Here is a 15,921-nt window from a genome sequence, read left to right as displayed (position 1 = left end):
ACTTTGTATTTCTCAACAACGGATTGATCTGATGGTTATATGTGATTATACTTATACATTTACAATGCTTCTTCTGAATTACTAAGACGAGTACTAAAATTTCCATTTTGTTGTAAAATCAATTCATACTCTAAAATATTATTACTTAAATATTGTGGATTATCTTTACCAAAACTTTCATTTTCAATGAATCCGCCTTTCATTTCCCCATCTTTCATTGGCTTTTCAGGATTCCAACCTTTACCATAGTAAAAAAATGTTTGATAAGTTCCATTAGGAAATGAAAATGTATAACTTCTTCCTGAATTAATGTAGGCATGTCTTACAACTTTGTCATCCTTCTTAATTATTACAATCACATCCGAACTACTTGTTATTACTTTTATTTGTGAACAGCCATAATCATTACAAGACGAATTGCCTCCAAAATAACGAGCATATGGAGTTGCACCTGTATGAAGAGAATTATTAATATACGTTTCATAAATAGCTCTTTCCCTTTTTTCTTTTTCAAAACGAGTTTGTTTTGCTATGAGTTCTTCTTCTTCACGTTTTATACGCTCTATTCGTTCTTGCTCCAATTGAAATATACGTTCAGCTTCTTCTTCTTTTCGTTGTTCTTCTAATTCAATGCTTTGTACTTTTTTTTTGGCTATCCGTTCCATTCTTTCTGCATCACTTTCGCAGGAAGAAATAAGAATTGCAAAACAAAAAAGTGGTAGAAAGGATAGTTTTCTCATCATATAAAATTTGGTACGTATTAGTCCTTTGTGTAAAATGCAAAAAGCACGCTTAAATAAGTCGTGCTAATTGCAATTTACTCACTAATTTATTAGTAGCAATTCAAAAATACAATGCCACTTACAAACTTTTTTACGGAAAACCTCAATATGGAAATAAAATTTAAATAAGTCCTAAATCTTTAGTAATTGACACTAAATGAATGGCATTATTAGCCTTAAATAAATCTTTAAGTTTATTTAGTCTTTTTTCAACAGAACTAAGGCTACTTGGTGATATTTGTCTTTGCTCAAATTGTTTACTTATTTCATTTTGCGACAAACCAAGAGAAAGTAATTTTACAAGTTCAATATCATAATCATCTACTTCTAAATCATTATTAGCATGTAGTGCATTTTCAATCTGAGGAGAAAGATACGTTTTATGATTACCTATTTGTTCTATGGCTTTAGAAAGTTCTGCAGCTCCATTTCTTCCTTTACAAACATAGGCATTGACCTGAAACGTATTAACTAAAGTCCGTACTTTCTGAAGTCTGTCTTCCATGGAATATACAATAATTTTCAATGCAGGAAAATCTGGTCTAATTGAAGCAATCAAATCTTCACCTGAATGAAGTTTATGAGAGTGATAATCTTTTTTAAAAGATAAATCTGTTATTAATAAATCAAATGGCGCTTCATCAATAATAGCTCGCTTTATTATTAAAACGGCCTCATCACAATATTGTGCCTTATGGATGTTTAAAATATCTAAACCTTTAAGCAAAGCTTTTACTCCTTCATTTACAACATCGTGATCATCAACAATTAAAACTTTTTCAAACATTGTTATACAGTTATTTTTGCCTTGAACCCTTTATAAAGTCCCGATTCAAAAATAATCGTTCCATTTATAGATTCTATACGGTTTTCCGCATTTTTCAAGCCCCCAGAACCACTTTTTATGTTACACCCCACACCATTATCACTATACGAAACTATAATTTTATTATCTGAATAATTAAAATTTAATCCCACTAAAGATGCTTTACTGTGTTTTTTCATATTTACCATAAGTTCTTGAATTACCCTGTAAATAGTAATTTTTTTTAAAGCGTCAACAGTATTCCAATCCATTTTTGACAGATTTCTAGTCACAATATTTACTTGAGTACTCTTATACTTAACAAGTAAATCGTTTAATAAAATATCAAAATGTTCATTGACTTCAAGTGTACTATTATCTCTTGAAATATCGCGCGTTCTATTATAAATATCTTCTAAGTCGTCTAATAAAACTTCTTTATTATCTATAATATTGCCTTGTAATTTAGTCATCACTTGATATACGTCGTTAGCAACTTCATCATGTACCCTTTTAGATATACGCGTTTCAGTAATATATACTTGTCTCAATTTATCTCTTTTATATTTTATTTTCAATATAACAATCACAAAAACTGCGAGTAACGTAACGAAGCCTGCTACTGACAAATACAACAACTTTAAGCGTCGTTGTTTCTCCTTTTCTAATTCATTTACTTTTGCTAATTTCTCATTTTCTGTATAATCGTATTTAATCTTTGTATATTTATTTTCTTGAAGTTGTTTAACATTTTGTAAACTATCAGAAACCCTAATATATTCCAATACATTCTTATTGCTATAGTTCCCTAAATTCATTAAATTGGAAAGGGCATCTTTTATAAATGATGGACTATTAATCAATTTTGCAATATGATACCCTTTATGGGCATAATCATTTGCAATACTATCATTGTTTCTGTCATGATAGTACTCTGATAAATATCGATAGCTTGAGTAGATTCCTGCATTATCCTTGATGGACATTCTAATTCGCAATGCTTCTGTTAAATTAGCTAAGGCATCTGACCTATTTAATTTAGATTGAACATGACCCAAATTATTTTGAGCTCTAGCTATTTGTTCTTTATTTTCTAATGAATCACTATTTCTGAAAACTTCTAAAAACTCTTTCTCTGCCAATTTGTAATTCTGTTGTTGTATATAAACAAGCGCCTTATTGTTTTGTATAATATTTCTATGATTTTTAGACTTTGTAATTTTGAGCGCCTCGTCATAATACTTAATCGCTGCATCATAGTCTAACAACTCCATATATATCCTACCTAACTGATTTAAAAGACCAATTTTATCACTCATTTTTTCTTTAGATAGTTGGAATTTATCTAACAATTCAAGTGCTTCTACAACCGTAACTTCGCTACCAAAATAATCACCCAATTCAAATTGAATAATAGCTATTTTTCTTAAATAAACTATTACGGACTTTGTATCATTTTGGTTAATACTTTCTAAACGTTTTTTATTAAAATAATTATATGCTCTTGTTAGGCTTGAGTCTGAATCTGGGAAGTTAGCCAAATTAGAATAATAATTTAGGCTATCTGGTTCTTGGTATGGACTAAATAAAATCTTCCCATGGCTAAAATGGCTTATACAAAAAAAGAGGGATGATAATAACAGATATTTCATCCCTCTAAAATAATAACTATATTTTAATTTACACTTATTTTATTTAGGCAAATATTACGCCCTTGACCACTGATGGCCTGTGTTTTTCTGTTGTATCAGACATACTAATTTTATTGTTCTTAAAAGACAACTTAAGATTTAAAAAATAAATAAAACAATTGGATAACACTTTTATTAAATATAAAGTTTTTTGTAATATTCATTTAATAAATCTCTGTTTAACTAAGCAAACAATTGTGGTGTCAAATACGTTATGAATTGTCTCATAATTTATCCAAAGAAAATGTAGAAAAAACGTTAGTCTCTATTTTAAAGACGCTACTTGTTATGAAAGTTTAATTAATACCTACAAGTATTTAAAATAAAGAAACAATATGTTATTCATTACTTACCCATTTTTTATAATGACTATTCATTTTTTTATTAACTTCTTTCATTTCTGGTGTAATATAAATAAAGCTGTGCTTCTCACTAGAATTCTTAATATAAGCATCAGTAAAACGAACTTCTAATTCATGGACACCATAAGTTAAATTTGAAGGACATGACACTTTCCAAAGGTGACTACTTTTAGTCATATTATCATATTCTCTTTTAAGCTTCCTACTGCCTTCTGTAGGGTAAACACCCAGTTTCTGTCGCATCATTATTTTCTTTAGATAAGGGTCTGGTTCATTAACTTTTTGCATAGGGAACCACTTGCCTCCATCTATCCGATATTCAACTTTTGTTTCTTCACTGCCTAAATAAATATTAACATAAAAACTATTGTTCGGCGTAGGATCTAAAGGTTTAAAATTAGTATCATAAAATAAATAATCTGGGGTATAAATATGCATTTGTTTTTCATCTGGCATACCTGATGCCTTATATGTTAATTTATAACTCCCCTCTGCAATGTCAAGAAATACGTAGCCTTTTGGAGATCCATCAGTCATAAGGGCTGAAGGTATCCCAAAAATATCTTCTTCTCCACGCCAGTGTCCCCCACATATTGCTCCTGCACAAATAAAATGAGCAGGTATTTCATTGGGCCATCCCTGCTCCTTAGTAATTTTATAATTTTCTGTTCTATGATGGTGACCAAAAGTAAAAAGGACCTTAGAAAAACCTTTAAATAAATTATAAAACTCCTGGTCATTTACAATTTGGTCAGGTTTACAATGTGAAGTAATAATTAAAAGCTCATTTTTATCTAAATGTGACAGATAATTTTTAATGAATAACATTTGATTATTTTTCATATAGTAATCATAACCATACTCATTATTTGCTTTCAGTTTTACATTAATATTATTAATATTCAATATATTAGTTTTCCCCCAAGCCATTGCATAATAAGTAGGTCCAACCGCATTAATCCAATCTTTATCCCAATTTTCTAAACCATCTGTATATAACTTCTCCCAATTGAGATCGTGATTTCCAAATGTAAAATAAGATGCTCGACCTGACGCAGCAATAACTTGTTTGATTAATGGTAGAATCACAGGGTTGTCACTAACAACATCTCCTAACGTTATTGAAAAATCATATACTTCACGCTTTAACTCATCAATACCACTCCTTAATACATAATAAACTTCATCAACATTATGTGGTTGTGTATCTCCTAAAAGAGCTATTTTTAATTTATCATCTTCTTCTTTCTTAAACAAACCAAATTGTAACTCATCATTATTTTTGCTTGTCATTTCTTCATAAAAAAGTGGCTGACCATCTTTACTTTTAGTTACTTGATAGCCGGAAGGTTTTATCAAAAATACAGGCATATGTCCAACTCTTTTTAATTTAAACCGTCCATTTTCATTAGTTTCAACAACATCAACACCATTAGAAACAAGCACCCCTTGGAGTCCTGTGTCATCTAAGTCATATACCCCATTTTTATTTACATCAATAAAAACATGTCCTTTTACTGTTTCCAATGCAATAGCATTAAAAATACAAGTAATTATTATAATTCCTGATAATATTTTTTCCATTAAATATTCTTTTATGAATTTTGATAAACAGAGACTATAAAAAAATAGTCTCTGTTATTTTTAATATTTTTTTTAATCTATGTATCCAGGATTCTGAGTTAAATTTGGATTTAAACTAATCTCGGTTTGTGGAATGGGAAATAATTCACTTCGCCCTGGCGTAAATGCACGAACAATATCAACACTTTCTTCCTGAATACCATTAATAACCTCATCAGCAATACCTAAAGTAATTAAATCAAACCAACGCTGACCTTCTAGTGCTAATTCTAACCTACGCTCAAGTATAACTTTATCTCTAAATTCATCTTGTGAAAGTCCTGATAATGGAGGTAAACCAGCACGGTCTCTTACTAAGTTTAAAGGAGTATATCCATCACCAGCTGTTTCATTTAAAGCTTCGGCTTGCATTAACAATAAATCAGCATAACGTAATAAAGGTATATCTAATTCTCCTTCATTAAAATCTGAAGAATAATCTGTAGTTATAAATTTATGAAAGAATAAGTTTGTAACTGTTCCTAAAGAGTTGCCACCTACAAAACCGCCATTATCCGTTCCATCATAGGTTAAACCATTAAAAACAAGTCCTTCATGCATGATATTGGCACTTAACCTAGGATCTCTATTAATATAAGTATCATCTGCAGGATTGTAATCCGAACCATCTGCATAACCATACGCATCTGCTAAGTTTTGATGAATGTACATATCTTGATGACCTGAAGACCAAGAATAGTCTGCCAAATAAGAAAATGCAGGGTCTGACGAGCTATTTCTTACAGAAAATATATACTCCTTATTCCCTTCATTTGATTCCATAAATAATGACTTATAGTCACTTGTAGGGTTATTTGTATCTACTAAGATATGCCCCCCATTATTCGCTTCTGTTACCGCTCTATTTATAGCTGTAAGAGCTTCCAACCAACTAATATTCCCTAATCTTGCTTCGTATAAAAGTACTTTTGCACGAAAACCTAACACTGCCTGTTTAGTCATTCTCCCATCGGCAACTGGAAAATTCCCTAATACAGCCGCTGCCGACTCAAATTCATCCAACACAAAAGTTATAATGGTACTCCGGTCTGCTCTATTTACTTGTAACGTTTCACTTCTGTCTGTAAATGTTTCAAGTAATGGCACACCTCCATACAAATATACCAATCGCATATAGGACAAGGCTCGAAGTGCTTTTGATTCAGCTCTAATTACTTCCCTCTCAGAATCTATAATACCAGATATATCATCGATATTGTCTAACAATAAATTCGCTCTTTGTATTAGAACATAGTTATCTAAGTACATATCTTCTACTGTACCAGTAGCTACAATTTTTTCGCCAGCGGCATATGCGGTGATATCAGGAAGAAAATTTCTCTCTGAAATACAATTATCACTCATCCCTTCAAATTTAGGAATCTCACAAATACCACTTTGTTGCAAAGCGTCATATATTCCGTAAAGACCAGCTTCTAAATTAGCTACAGTAGTGTAAAAAGTTTCTGGAGTTGTAGAGTTTTCTGGTTGCAACTCTAAATCTTCGCATGATGTATTTATAATAAATACTAATAATAAAAATTTTATATAAAATGGTTTCATTTCTTAAATTTTAAAAAGTTAAGTTAACTCCCAAGGTTATCGCTTTTGCTTGAGGCAAAGTTCCTCCAAGATGATTTGCATAGGCATTTCTTTCTGGGTCCAAATCATCTAACTTCGAAAATGTTAACAAATTTTGCCCACTAACATATATTCTAGCTTTGCTAAATGAAATTTGGTCTAAGACTTTAGAAGGCAAAGAATACCCCAAAACAATATTTTTTAATCGCACATATCTTTGATCCGTCACCCAAAAAGAACTTTGAGCTAGTCCGCCATTTCCTGAAATACTTGCTCCATTAAAGCCATCTCTATCAACAAATATTCTTGGAACGGTATTACTACGATTCTCTTCGGTCCAACTATCTAACCAAAACTCTCTCAAGCCTGAGTGTCCATAATTCCCTGTATATCTATTAATAAAGCTGTTTACCTTCCCTACACCTTGAAAAAATAAACTGAAATCAAAACCTTTATATTTCATGTCAATATTTAAACCATAAATCCATTCTGGATTTCTATTACCTATAACAACCATGTCATTTTCGTTAATAATATTATCCCCATTTTGATCTACATATTTTATATCTCCAGCACGTGGGGTACCAATCCAAGAATAATCTATACCATTTATTAGACTTCCATCTGTATTGAACTCTTCTACTTGAAAAACACCTCCAAATTCATGACCATAAATGCTGTTAATAGATTCTCCTCTAATCCACCAAACATTATCACCACTTGAAACATGTACTTTGTCATCATTATTGGTTAATGTTGGATCTATTTGTGTAATCTTATTTTTAACGTGAGTAAGGTTTAATCCTGTTGAAATTTTAAAATCGCCTACACTATTGTTTGTTGTTAGATTTAACTCCCATCCTTTATTTTGGATTTGAGCAGAGTTTATTGAAATTTCTCCTGTAATCCCTGTAGTAAGTGGATTGTCCAAATCTGTTAAAATGCCTTTACTCTCTTTATGAAAATAATCTGCTTCCAAATAAATTTTACGTCCCATCAAACCTAAATCAAAACCTATATCTGTTGTTGTTGTTGTTTCCCATTCTAAATTTGGATTCCCTAACTTGGTAAGTGCCGCTCCAGAATTTCCATTGTAATCTTTTCCTAAAAGTAATTCTGAAGCATACGGATATAGGTTAGAACTTTGCACCCCTAATTTTCCCCATGAACCTCTTACTTTAAAATGACTAATAAAGTTCCTATTCCAAAACCCTTCTTCTGAAATTACATATCCAGCGGATAGCCCTGGAAAAGTAGCCCATCTGTTATTCTCCCCAAACCTTGAAGATCCATCACGCCTCATATTTAATTCAAATAAATATTTATTATCATAATTATAATTAAATCGGCTAAATGCGGACTGTAAAACCCATTCACCATTATAATTTGTAATATCTACGGACTCTGTTCCATTACCCACTTTTACCAAAGCCGTTGAGCCAAACCCTTGCTCATAAGTTGCAATTCTTCTTGTCGTTGATGTTTCTTGATTAACCCCAACCATAACATTAAAATCATGTTTCCCAATTTTTTTTGCATAAGAAGCTTGTAACCAATTTGTAAAATTATAAATATTAGATTCTCGAGAACTTAATAAACTACCTGGTACACGAATGGCTGATTGATTTCCAAATCTATCGTATTGCTCATATTGGAGGCGTACTTCCTCCCAGGATTCCTGTGTTGAATTAACACCGATTGTGTATTTAACCTTTAGATCTTTTATTGGCTCATATTCAATAAATGCATTTCCGAAAAACTCATTATCTTTAATACTAATAGACTGATTGTCAATAAGACCTTGTGGATTGTCTCTTTGCGATTTAGAAGACTCTACTCCTGTCCCTCCATACCTACCAAATTCATCGTACACAGACATATTTGGAGGAGCTACAAGGAGAATTTGATATAAAAAATTTCCTTTTCCTCCATAGCGATCTACAGTTCCTTCATTCCCCAAGCCTTCACCTGGATCATTTTTAGGAGTCTGACGATTTTTAGTATTCGTAAAAGCCATAGACACACCTAAATTAAATTTATCGCTAAGTTTAGCATCTAAATTTAAACGCGTGTTCAATCTTTTTGTGTACCAATCTCCTTTTAAGTACCCACCTTGATCCATAAATCTGGTAGAGAACCTATAACTAACATTTTCTGACCCACCTGAAAAAGATAAATCATTGTTTTGAACAACTCCGGTTTGAACAAACTCATCTAACCAATTTGTGTTTGGCAAAGCCGCTAACTCATCAATTAATTCTGGTGTAAAAGGGGTTGAAGTTCCTGTATATTCACGAGCTTCTACATAATTTTCTAAATAAGTTCTGGTATCGTACACAAAATTTGGCAATACTGTTGGGCTTGTAAAACTATATGAACTATTAAAATTAACCACTTGTTTACCCGAATCTCCTCTTTTAGTAGTAATTAAAACAACCCCATTGGCTGCTCTAGTTCCATAAATTGAAGCGGAAGCAGCATCTTTCAATACATTTACCGATTCTATATCATTTGGGTTAAGATTATCAAAAGGAGCTTCTATTCCATCAACCAACACTAATGGCTCTGCCTCATTAAGGGTTCCAATCCCTCGTATGATAATAGAAGCATCATCATTACCAGGTTCACCATCATTAGTGTTCACATAAACACCTGGAGATAAACCTTGTATGGCTTGAGTGGCATTTGTAATAGGTCTTTTGTTTATTGTTTCCCCTTTTACATGTGATACGGAACCTGTTAAATGGGCTTTCTTTTGGATACCATACCCTACCACAAGTACTTCATCTAAACTCGAGGCTTCTTCACTTAAAATAATTTGCAATACAGACTGACCATTTACAGGAATTTCTTGAGAGGTAAACCCCATGTATGAGACAACTAATACAGCATCTTGATCTGAAACTTTAATTGAAAATTTTCCATCAAAATCGGTAGTTGTTCCATTCAATGTTCCTTTTTCAATAATGCTTGCTCCTAATAAGGGTTGGTTATTTTTATCAATTACAATACCTTGTATTATATTATTTTGATTTATAGGCTCATGGCTTACTTTTTTCACAAAAGATTTAGTGAGGTAAACTCTATGTTTTACAATTTTAAAATCTGTTTTTGTTTCTCTAAAAACCTTATTTAAAACAGAATCTAATGGTTTGTTTTTTACATTAATATCAAATAATCTGTTTAAGTCTACATCTTTTATTTTAAAAACAAATCGATAATCTGTGGTGTTTTCTATCTCATCAATAAATGTATTCAATGATATATTCTCAAAATTAAAAGTTACTTTTTCGGCTTGGCTATACGTTTCCTTTGCTTGCATTGAAAATAATGATGCTATTATAAATATTGTACTTAGCTTCATTTTTAGGTCGAATTTCAACAATTGGTTTTTACTCCTTAATATTTTCAGAAGTTTTTTCATACTTTTGTAATGTTTATTGGTGATTATTATTTTTTGATGATCACTTTAGATAGACGGAAAATGCGGGAACATTTTCCGTTTTTTTTTTATCCAATATCTAATATTAGTACTAAGTAATCTTTTTGCTTTTTTTATTTTATCTCATTATGTCATCGTAATATTTTTTTGTTATTATTTTATTGTTATAGATTTACCGTTTATGGTATAATCAATTTCGTAAATCATTTTTAATTCTTCAAAAACCTCTTCTATATTTGGTTTTTTTCCAAAACTTGCCTGAAATTTTTGCCCAGATAAGCTATTGTTATCATTTGTTATGTCTATATCGTAGAATCGTTCAAGTTTTTTCAAAATATTATCAAATTCCATGTCTCTAAAAACCAATTCACCCTCTACCCAAGACGTATAAATATTAGTTAAAACAGGGGTTTTTGTTATCTCTTTTGAATTTTTACTAAAACTAGCTTTAAAACCTGGAGTTAAATAGGTTATTGACTTATCCGATTCCTTTTCTTCTTTATAAAGTCCAACCGAACCTTCAACTAAAACAACTTCTGTCACATCATCCTCTGGGTAAGCATGCACATTAAATTGAGTCCCAATAACCTTTACATTAAGCTCATTAATATTAACTAAAAAAGGATGCATAAGATCCTTTTCAACATCAAAATAAGCTTCACCAACAATATAGACCAAACGATCTTTGCCTTCAATAAAATTTACGGGGTATTTTAGTGATGATCCAGAATTTAATTGAACTTTAGTCCCATCAGACAACTGAAGCTCAAAGGTTTTTCCATAAGGAACTTTAAGTGTATTATATGTTAAAACATTGCGTTCACCTTCTTTATTATAAATCAGTTTCCTTCCTTCTTGTTTTCCTACAATCTGCCCTTCATTATTTAAAACCTGAATAGCACCGCTGTTTTCATTAATAACTTTTATTGTTCCATCTTCGAACTGTAATGTTATAGCATCCTTTGGAATATTATTGGTTGTACTTTTATTGAAGTATAAAAAACCTATAAAACCAAACCCTAAATACAAGGCTGCTATACTCGCTATTTTTATCCAATTAAAGGTCCTTACTTGTTGTTTTTTAGAATTATGAACAACTGTATTTATTCGTTTTAACAGTCTAATTCTTGCCTCTTCTTTTTCAGAAAGATTCCATGAGGACATTCTATTATTATTTTGAAAACTGTTATAAAACTGAAATAGCAAATTTTCTTCTTCAGCGGTACACTCTTTTTTTTCAAATTTTAATAATAAATCATAAAATTCTTTTTTAGTCATTTTTACTGCTTTACATCTATATGGTGCAAAAACGACCTGCTACGCACATAAGAAAAATTAAAAAAAGCACCATTTAACTTATAGATAATATTACAGATACAATTAATTAACCAACGACTTAGTTTTAAGAAAAAAGCAGAATAAAAATGGTAATATTTAAATTTGCACGAAGATGTTTTAAAGCGACATGTATTTGATTTTCTACTGTTCTATGAGAAATTTCAAAATGAGCAGCAATTTCAGATATAGAGTAATCTTGATAGCGGCTCATAAAAAAAATAGCTCTACATCTAGCCGGCAAGTGATTCATGGCATGCTCTATAGATAATTTTAATTCGTTTTTATCAAATTGCATTTCTATTTCTGGTTTCAGTACTAAACCTTCAATCATATCTGCATTAAAGGCAACGAATTTTTTATTTCTAACTTTTAACAAAGCATTGTTTCTAACAGCCTTAAAAAGATAAGCATTTAAATTCCTTATTTCAATAGTATCCTTTCGTAACCATATATCTGAAAACACTTCCTGAAGCACATCTTCAGTTAAACCTTTATCATAAAGTACATTATAAACATTCTTATATAATTTTTCCCAATACTTATTGAATATGTATTGGAACGCCATATGATTACCATTTTTTAAACATAAAAGAAGTTTTTCATCTGAAAATTCTTTAAAATCTAAATGCATCTTTTTTTTATAAGAATGGTTAAAGTTAAGTTAGAGACATAAAAATCATTTATAAAAAATATTAAGAAATCATTAATTATAAATTAACAACTCAATATTTTCGCAGAATCAAAAGAATAAATAATATTTTTAATTATCAAACAGCTATTGTGATTGAACACAAAAAGTGCATCTAATTTTGAATACATTTTACTAATTAAAAAACGCTATTCTACACCTCAACAAAATACACAATATAAAATGTGAACAATTAATAGCGAGATTAAAGAAGCACATTTTGATTAAACATAATAAGCTCAAAATTTGTTAATGGTTTTATACTAAAGTAAAGTGGATTCTACTTTTTTGTATTCCATTTCAATCTTAAAAGATATTGATAATTCAGCTTATAATAATGTTTATACATCCTTTCTATTTTTAAACTATATAAAGAATGATATCTGCTGTTACATTGTCCCTAAAATTTCCTTTTCTACCCATACATTGTTTTATAAGACCGTCATAACTTTTTATAATTTCCATAAAAAGTGCCACAGGTATATTGAAACACTCTGTCAGAATGAAAGATTAATTACTCTGAAATTACAATAGATCTTTGGTAAGGTTATCGATTTTGTTCATCTGTCAATTTTGGCTTCCATCAACCAGAAAAACTATTCGCCCATAATATTTTCCACACCTAACCAACAATTTCGTATATCTATTTTACGTCACCCTCTGGTATAGCTTAATACAGCTGTCGTTTTCTTAAATCCTAAACTGTAATATTTATGTATGCTCTTTTTTCAATAAATCGACGCTAATCTATGTTTCCCTAATTCTTACAACATAGTATCCAAATTTAATAAAGTAAGTCCCCTTTTTTATTTCAAAGGCTTAAAAACAACTTGATAAGATTTTGCGTCTTTTAGCACTATTTTTGTAAAATTCTGAATATCATCTTTTGTAATCCCATTTACAATATGATCAAAATTATTGGGATCATTAATATCGTACCCTTCTCTGTAGAACGTAGTAAGCCAAGTCATATCATAACTATTATAATCTTTTTGCTGCTTTCTTCCCTTTATATAATTAGTAAGTGTTTTATCTAAATCTAACTGCTCAATATTGCCTTCTGCTATTTTATTTATTTCTTGATGTACAATATCTATTAAAGTTTGTGCTTTATCAGGATTACAATCAAAATTTACCGAAATTGAGGCCTCTTCTGCCGGTCTTTTAGAAACACTGGCCCCTACACTTGCTCCATAAGTTCCTCCTTCTTCTTCTCGTAATGTTTCTGTAAACCTTAATTGTAAAATATCGCCTAACGCACTTGCTACAATCGACGCTTTTAAGCTATAATCATAATCATTTTTGTAAGTGATTCTAACAGAAGTTTTAGGATCTTCCATCTTTAAAAAAATATCCTTTTTAATGATGCTATCCTTCCATGATGTTGAATTATTTTTCCATAGTTCGTGTTCTTTATTAGTTGGTATACTTGCTATATATTTTTCTAACAATGGCATTAAAATTTCCTTTTCTACATCGCCAACTATAAAAAACTCAAAATCTGCTGCATTAGAAAATCTATCTTTATAAATGGATTTTATTCTTTCAAAAGAAATTTCATTAATAAAATCGTCATTAAAAATTCGGTGTTTTGGATTATCATTTCCATATAAAGCTATAACCAAACTATCCTTCATTTTTTCATTTATATTTTCACTTCTACGTATTTGATAATTTTTTACATTTTGCATTATGACATCATACCCCTCAATGTCAAAACGCGGTTTAACAAAACGAAGGTATACCATTTGCAACATGGTTTCCACGTCTTTAGTAACAGCGGCACCTTGGATATTTTCTGTTAAATTATTAAGGCTTATTGAAGCATTAGCGGTTTTCCCTGCCAGGATTTTTGGTAAATCGGTAGCAGAATAATTTCCCAATCCTGAATATTGAATAACATTACCTAATAAATTGGCTGAAGGTAAATCTGCATCCTTTAATAAGGACAATCCACCATAACTTATAGCTTTTAATCTTACGTCATTTTTATTTTTATCAACAAATTTATAATGCACTTTTACACCATTGCTTAATATAAATGTTGTTGATTCTAAAATCTCATTTTCTTCAGTTGAAATAATACTTCCTGAATTAATATCTACATCTGTAATTAATGTTTTACCAGCAAAATCATCAGTATACGCTATTAAACTTGTATCATTTTCCACGGTAGTAATAATACTTAAAGCCTCTTCTTCTGTTAAATTATCTTTTCCTTTAACACCTGTAACTGTTAAAAATCTATTGTTTTGTTTATACAATTTCTTTATAGCATCATGCAGTTCACTGTTTTTTAATGTACTAAAAATTAAATTTATTAGTTCGTACTCTTTTTTAATATCTACAATGGTGGAGTTGTTTAAATAATTATTTTTTATAATGGAAACAATACGCCCATGAGACATGTCATCCTCGTTGATAATTTTATTTTCATAAAAGTTTTTAAACTCGGTAACAGTACGTGCTATTTCAGCATCTGCAAAACCAAATTTAACGGCTCTTACAACTTCACTTAACACCGATTTAAAAGCCTCCTGTTGTTGGTTTTGTTTTGGAGAAATAGAAATATTAAACACATTTGTAGTTCTTGTATGTTGTCCATAACTTATTCTTGCTGCTAAATAAGTAGCATCCGGTTTTATGGAAAGTTCTGTAAGCCTTTTAGCCAACATATTAGTCACCATGTTATTAAGTAACGACTCCTTTAAATCCCTTACAGTTTCATCTTTAAGAGATTTTGGATGTCTAATTCCAAAAGCAATAGATGATGTTGTTACCTCCTCATCCATAGCCATAACGTATAGCATATTATCATTATCAGGAACCTCAACATTGATACGTTCTATAGGATTATCAACAGCTGGAATATTTGAGAATACTGCTTTTATTTTAGCTTCAAACTGATCAATATCAATATCACCAACAATAGCAATAGCTTGCAAATCTGTTCTATACCAATCGTGATAAAAGTCCTGTAATTGTTCATATTCAAAATTGTCAACAACATCCATTAAACCTATTGGCAATCTATGTGAATAAAGGCTATTATTAAACATAGTTGTAAGCGATTGCTGTAAGATACGCATACCCCCATTTTGGCGTGTTCTCCACTCTTCTTTAATAACCCCACGTTCAGCATCTACCTCCTCATCCAAAAGGGATAAATAGTTAGACCAATCATGTAATATTAACAAGCCCGTATCAATAAGTTCTGGTGTAGTTGGTATGTTGTTTATATTATATACTGTTTCATCAAACGCCGTATAAGCATTAATATCACGTCCAAAAACTAATCCATGTTTTTCCATGGTATCTAAAATGCCTTTACCTTTAAAGTTTTTTGTCCCATTAAAGGCCATATGCTCTAAAAAATGAGCCAAACCACGTTGGTTATCCTTTTCTAAAACTGACCCCACATTTTGGATAATATAATAACTTGCTACACCTTTTGTGACATCAGTACTTTTTAAATAGTAGGTCATGCCATTTGGTAAAACACCTTTTTTTATGCTTTTGTTTATAGGTAGAGGATCGTTTAAATTTATATCTTGAGCAATACTAGAAATACTCATTGCCATTAATAATAACCCAATTATTTTTTTCATT

9 protein-coding genes are annotated in these 15,921 nt (G+C 30.6%); all 9 read right to left on the bottom strand.

What is annotated here, in order from left to right; genetic code table 11:
• Window positions 1–59: 59 nt before the first annotated feature.
• The 9 genes from APS56_RS15800 to APS56_RS15760 all read right to left on the bottom strand — a co-directional run bounded on the left by APS56_RS15800 (window position 60) and on the right by APS56_RS15760 (window position 15,920).
• Complete coding sequence (locus APS56_RS15800; RefSeq protein WP_054730632.1) at window positions 60–740, bottom strand: hypothetical protein; 681 nt, start codon at window positions 738–740, stop codon at window positions 60–62.
• Between the two features lie 163 nt (window positions 741–903).
• Window positions 904–1,569 carry a response regulator gene (locus tag APS56_RS15795; protein ID WP_054730628.1) on the bottom strand — a complete coding sequence of 222 codons (666 nt, stop codon included), beginning with the start codon at window positions 1,567–1,569 and terminating at the stop codon, window positions 904–906.
• A gap of 2 nt (window positions 1,570–1,571) precedes the next feature.
• Window positions 1,572–3,239 (bottom strand): tetratricopeptide repeat-containing sensor histidine kinase, encoded by a 1,668-nt coding sequence (locus APS56_RS15790; protein ID WP_082379384.1) that lies wholly within the window; start codon window positions 3,237–3,239, stop codon window positions 1,572–1,574.
• 377 nt (window positions 3,240–3,616) lie between these two features.
• Entirely contained in the window at window positions 3,617–5,224 is a 1,608-nt protein-coding gene (locus APS56_RS15785; RefSeq protein WP_054730623.1) for a calcineurin-like phosphoesterase C-terminal domain-containing protein, read from the bottom strand.
• Window positions 5,225–5,296: 72 nt separating this feature from the next.
• Complete coding sequence (locus tag APS56_RS15780; RefSeq protein ID WP_054730620.1) at window positions 5,297–6,826, bottom strand: RagB/SusD family nutrient uptake outer membrane protein; 1,530 nt, start codon at window positions 6,824–6,826, stop codon at window positions 5,297–5,299.
• A 10-nt stretch (window positions 6,827–6,836) separates the two neighbouring features.
• Window positions 6,837–10,208: a TonB-dependent receptor gene (locus APS56_RS15775; protein ID WP_157757690.1), complete on the bottom strand. Its 3,372-nt coding sequence runs from the start codon at window positions 10,206–10,208 to the stop codon at window positions 6,837–6,839.
• A 231-nt stretch (window positions 10,209–10,439) separates the two neighbouring features.
• Entirely contained in the window at window positions 10,440–11,564 is a 1,125-nt protein-coding gene (locus tag APS56_RS15770; RefSeq protein WP_054730615.1) for a FecR family protein, read from the bottom strand.
• Window positions 11,565–11,688: 124 nt separating this feature from the next.
• Window positions 11,689–12,255: an RNA polymerase sigma factor gene (locus APS56_RS15765; protein WP_054730613.1), complete on the bottom strand. Its 567-nt coding sequence runs from the start codon at window positions 12,253–12,255 to the stop codon at window positions 11,689–11,691.
• An 863-nt stretch (window positions 12,256–13,118) separates the two neighbouring features.
• Complete coding sequence (locus APS56_RS15760; protein ID WP_054730610.1) at window positions 13,119–15,920, bottom strand: M16 family metallopeptidase; 2,802 nt, start codon at window positions 15,918–15,920, stop codon at window positions 13,119–13,121.
• Window position 15,921: the final 1 nt, after the last annotated feature.

Origin of the sequence: Pseudalgibacter alginicilyticus (genome assembly GCF_001310225.1) — a bacterium.
In the GTDB taxonomy this organism is placed as follows: domain Bacteria; phylum Bacteroidota; class Bacteroidia; order Flavobacteriales; family Flavobacteriaceae; genus Pseudalgibacter; species Pseudalgibacter alginicilyticus.
Note: the sequence above shows the minus strand (reverse complement) of the source record. Positions and strands in the feature narration are given on the sequence as shown.

Excerpts from the sequence above, each read along its gene's own strand:
- APS56_RS15760 (WP_054730610.1), bottom strand. The coding sequence starts at position 15,920 with ATGAAAAAAATAATTGGGTTATTATTAATGGCAATGAGTATTTCTAGT.
- APS56_RS15770 (WP_054730615.1), bottom strand. The coding sequence starts at position 11,564 with ATGACTAAAAAAGAATTTTATGATTTATTATTAAAATTTGAAAAAAAA.
- APS56_RS15780 (WP_054730620.1), bottom strand. The coding sequence starts at position 6,826 with ATGAAACCATTTTATATAAAATTTTTATTATTAGTATTTATTATAAAT.
- APS56_RS15790 (WP_082379384.1), bottom strand. The coding sequence starts at position 3,239 with ATGAAATATCTGTTATTATCATCCCTCTTTTTTTGTATAAGCCATTTT.
- APS56_RS15775 (WP_157757690.1), bottom strand. The coding sequence starts at position 10,208 with ATGAAGCTAAGTACAATATTTATAATAGCATCATTATTTTCAATGCAA.
- APS56_RS15800 (WP_054730632.1), bottom strand. The coding sequence starts at position 740 with ATGAGAAAACTATCCTTTCTACCACTTTTTTGTTTTGCAATTCTTATT.
- APS56_RS15785 (WP_054730623.1), bottom strand. The coding sequence starts at position 5,224 with ATGGAAAAAATATTATCAGGAATTATAATAATTACTTGTATTTTTAAT.
- APS56_RS15765 (WP_054730613.1), bottom strand. The coding sequence starts at position 12,255 with ATGCATTTAGATTTTAAAGAATTTTCAGATGAAAAACTTCTTTTATGT.
- APS56_RS15795 (WP_054730628.1), bottom strand. The coding sequence starts at position 1,569 with ATGTTTGAAAAAGTTTTAATTGTTGATGATCACGATGTTGTAAATGAA.